This is a genomic window from Actinoalloteichus spitiensis RMV-1378 (assembly GCF_000239155.1).
In the GTDB taxonomy this organism is placed as follows: Bacteria; Actinomycetota; Actinomycetes; order Mycobacteriales; family Pseudonocardiaceae; genus Actinoalloteichus_B; species Actinoalloteichus_B spitiensis.
This window is the reverse complement of record NZ_AGVX02000412.1, coordinates 1-3,918: the sequence shown is the minus strand read 5'-3', so window position 1 is coordinate 3,918 and position 3,918 is coordinate 1. Positions and strand designations below refer to the sequence as shown.

Annotated in this window: 3 protein-coding genes; all 3 read right to left on the bottom strand. The window is 73.2% G+C overall.

Annotation, left to right across the window (positions count from 1 at the left end):
- Window positions 1–87: 87 nt before the first annotated feature.
- Window positions 88–1,236 carry a S1 family peptidase gene (locus tag ACTIDRAF_RS0217935; RefSeq protein WP_026066230.1) on the bottom strand — a complete coding sequence of 383 codons (1,149 nt, stop codon included), beginning with the start codon at window positions 1,234–1,236 and terminating at the stop codon, window positions 88–90.
- 1,063 nt (window positions 1,237–2,299) lie between these two features.
- Entirely contained in the window at window positions 2,300–3,427 is a 1,128-nt protein-coding gene (locus ACTIDRAF_RS0217930) for a hypothetical protein (RefSeq protein WP_016700105.1), read from the bottom strand.
- Window positions 3,428–3,499: 72 nt separating this feature from the next.
- Window positions 3,500–3,918: GntR family transcriptional regulator (locus ACTIDRAF_RS29590; protein WP_016700104.1), on the bottom strand; the 419-nt coding region annotated here is incomplete at its 5' end.

Below are 3,918 nucleotides of genomic sequence, written 5' to 3'. Positions count from 1 at the left end.
AACGGGCGGCTTCCCCCGATCGGGGGAAGCCGCCCGTTGACGAACCGAACAGGTTTTGTCAGAAAACGGCGACGGGGTCGCGTGGGATCAGGAGGTGGTCAGGCTGAGGCCGAACTCGGAGAGGATCGGGTTCAGCGGCTGGAAGTAGGTGGTGCCCCCGAGGGTGCAGTTGCCGGAGCCACCGGAGGTGACGCCCTGGGCCTGGCTGCCGCTCAGCCAGGAACCGCCGGAGTCGCCCGGTTCGGCGCAGGCACTGGTCTGGGTCATCTGGTGGACGGCGCCCTCCTGGTAGTTGACGGTGACGCCCTTGGCCTCGATGGTGCCGCAGTGCCAGCCGGTGGTGGAGCCGGACCGGCAGACCGAGGAGCCGATCGCGGCCTCGGCGGATCCGCTGACGGCGACGGTGCCGCCGTCGTAGTCGTTGACCGCGGGGGTCGGCGTCCAGTTGGAGTTGGTCTCCACCCAGCCCATGTCGCTGCCCGGGAAGATCGAGCCGGCCACGGTGCCCTGCGACTGCTGGTTCACACCCGACGTGCTGGTGCCGACGGTGCCGCAGTGGCCGGCGGTGACGAAGCCACCGTCCACCGAGAACCCGACGGAACAGCGCGAGCCGGCGGGGTAGTAGGCGTCGCCGCCCACGATGTCGGCGAACGGGACCGGTGTGGAGCCGGTCTCCTCCACGACCCGGACCGTGTTGTCGCTGGCCGCGCGGTCGAGGAAGGCGTCAACGTCGGCGTTCCGCAGGTCCGGGTTCACGGTGACGACGACCGAGTTGGTCTCGACGTCGACGGTCCAGCTGCTCACCCCGGCGGGGGCGCCCTCGCTGGTCGCCGTCCGGTCGATGGCCGTCTTCACCGACTCGAGCTCGGCGAGCGTGTGCTCCACCACGCGAGGGATGGCGCCGGCGGCGCGCACCGCGCTCGCCTCGGCCTCGTCGGTGACCCCCACCACGAGCGCGCCCCGCTCGGCGTCGAAGACGGCGCCGGCGAAGACGCCGTCCAGCGTGCTGGCCAGGGTCTCCTCGGTGGTGGCGGCGGCGGCTTCCTGGGCGAGGCGGAGCTCGGCTCCGGCGGCGTCCAGGCCGAGGTCCCGCTGCATGGCGAGCAGGACCTCCTGGTCGGCGCTGACCGAGGGCAGGGCCTCCTGGTCGGCGGTGGCGGGCAGGGTGAGGCCAACGGTCGTTCCGGCGGCCAGCACGACCGCTCCGGTAACGCGCGCCGCGATTCTCCGATTCACTAGATGTCTCCTTGTTCACGAGTGCAGGGACACCCCGCGGGCGGTTTCTTGGCAGGGGCCCGCCCGCGGGTCTCAACTCGTCGTGGACCGAGGCCCCGGAGGACCCCAGCCGAGGGGAACAGCGGTCTCTTCGACTCGCGCCTGGTTGGAGGACGGCCGTCCCGACGTCCGCGCTCCTGGGGGCCCGGTCGCCGGTTCCGGCCGATTCCACTTCAGACCATTACGGATGATTACCATCCGGTAGCTAGACGTTATTTAGTCGTTACTGCTGTTCGGAAGCCATCATTCGGAGTCAAAGAAACGTCCGTACGGCGGATGGACAGGCGATTTTTGTGACCCCTCGTGTTGATCTAGTGCGTACGGTGGTGAAAGTCCGTGTAATGGCGTTGGTGAGTTACCGGCAACGAGTGTCACGCGGGCGGGAAGTGACCTACCAATCGCGGGCGTGATCACGCGCCACCTCGGAGGGATCGCCCGGCGGCGTTCGGTGGGGGCGCACCGACGTTCAGATGACCGGCGGCCCCGGGGCCGGGGACCGCGGTGGCGGTCCTCGGTGGAGCGGCGAGTCCAGGTGGCCGAACGATTGCGTGGCCGACGGCGGCGGCTGGCTTGGCGCACCGCTCGTCCCGCCGGTGCGGGGAGCGCGCCGTGATCAGCGTGCTGCTCCCCCGACGGGGCACCGGAGTCGGGAACCCGTCGGTCCGCTGGGTGTCCTCCCCGGGGCGCGGGGCCGGTGGTCCGGCCGCTGTTCGCCCCTCCCGACGCGGAACCCGGTCCGGATGGCGACGGCGCCCGCCCGTGGGCGGGCGCCGTGGAGTGCGGCTTCCCGGGCGTGGTGCGGCTGATGACCAGCCGCGAGCGGGCCCGGTGGGGCGGGCGGGGCGAGGACCCCGGCGAAGGTGGGTGTGCTGGCGGGCCTGGCCGGGCCCGCGAGTCGTGTGACCCGAGGCGTCGGTCACCGAGGAGGGGCCGGTGGGCGCGGCTGCCGGACCCCGGATCGCCCTTCGACGGCGGGACGGCCACCGGCGCGCCACCGAGCGCGGCGCCGCCGCCTGCTCGGGACTCAGGTGGTGGGAGCTGGGCCCGGAACCTCCAGCCGCGCTCCTGGCGCCGGCCCCTCGCCGTCCTCCGGCTCCTGCGTCCGTTCCGGCTCGCCCTCGGCTGGTGGCTCCACCGTCGTGGTCGGCGGCTCGGTCCCGGACGGCGCGTTACCGGCCGGTTCCCGCTCGAGCTCCTCGCCGGAGGTGGTGGGGGCCTCGGGGACGTCCGTGGCTCCCGTCCCGGCGGGAGGGGTCGGGTCCGCCGGGACAACGACGTCCGCCCCGTCTGCTGGCGTCCGCTGATCGGCTGGCGGGTGGGTGCCGTCCCGGTGGAACAGCGGCTCACCCCCGAACAGGCCGCTGATCGAGGTCCCGGCCGAGCCGCCGGAGAGGGACTCACCCCGCACCAGTTCGATCCCGACGACGACCGCCATCGCGACGAGGAAGGACAACAGGCCGCCCACCACGACCACCCTGGTGGGTCGCCGTCGACGAACGGGCGCCGCGCCTGCTCCGCCGGTGTCCGCCTGGCGGTCCGTTCCCGCCGACCTCGGCAGGAGGACGGTGCTGTCCGGACCCCGGCGCGCGGGGACGTCCGGGCCGAGGAGTTCGGTGTCGGGGTACGGGGCGCTGCCCAGGCCCTCGACCGGCGTGCCGAGCGGGGCGGTGGGCCCGACGGCACGCGGGGAAGGCCCGGCGGGACCGGAGATCGACGTCGGAGGCGGGCTCGGGTTCGGCGCGGTCAGGTGCTGGGTCGGGGCGGAGGCGAGGTGGGGGCCGGCCGAGGGGGACGGGCTGGCATCCGAACCCGTCCGCTCGGCGCCGGGGGCGTCCCGCCGGCGCCGACCGAGTGGGGCGGCCCTGGCCGCGGTCGCCCGAACGGTCTCGGCGGTCCGTTCGAGGTAGCGCTGGTAGACGGCGCTGCCCACGGTCGACACCACGCTGGCGACGGCGGCTCCCGCCACGGTGCCCGCCACGCCGAGCTGGGAGCCCAGCGCCGCCGAGGTCACCGCGGCCAGCGCGCCGGCCGTGATCTGGGTGCCGGACAACCCGAACGCGCCTCGCCGCTGCACCGGGTGCCCGTCATCCGGTGGTGTGGCGCCGCCCTGGGCCAGTCGGGTGGTGAGGTCCGGGTCGTGCTGCTCGCGCATGGGTCCCCTCGTGGTCGCACTCCGTTTCCGGCCCGCCGGGGCCTGGTGTGACAACGAGGAGGACGTGCCGTTTTATCCCCCGGTTGGCGGATGGTGATATCGCCCACTTGGGCTAATGGGGGAGGTGTGCCGGCTGCCGGGCGGGAGGTCGCTCGCGGTGGTCCCGGCTGGTGGGTTGATGGTCGTGACGAACTTGTACCGGTCCCCCCGGTAGAGCGACCGCACCCATTCGACCGGGTGACCGCCGGCGTCGAAGGAGTGCCGGCAGAGCAGCAACATCGGGAGGCCCACGTCCGCTCCGAGTAACTCGGCCTCCTCCGGTGCGGCGAGGGCGGTCTCGATCGTCTCCGTGGCATGGCCGAAGCGGACGTCGAACCGGTCGCGCAGGACCTGGTAGAGCGAATCGCCCTCGCTCAGGCATCGGCGCAGTCCGCGGAACCGGCCCAGGGGGAGGTGGGTGGTCTCGATGGCCATCGGCTCGCCGTCGGCGA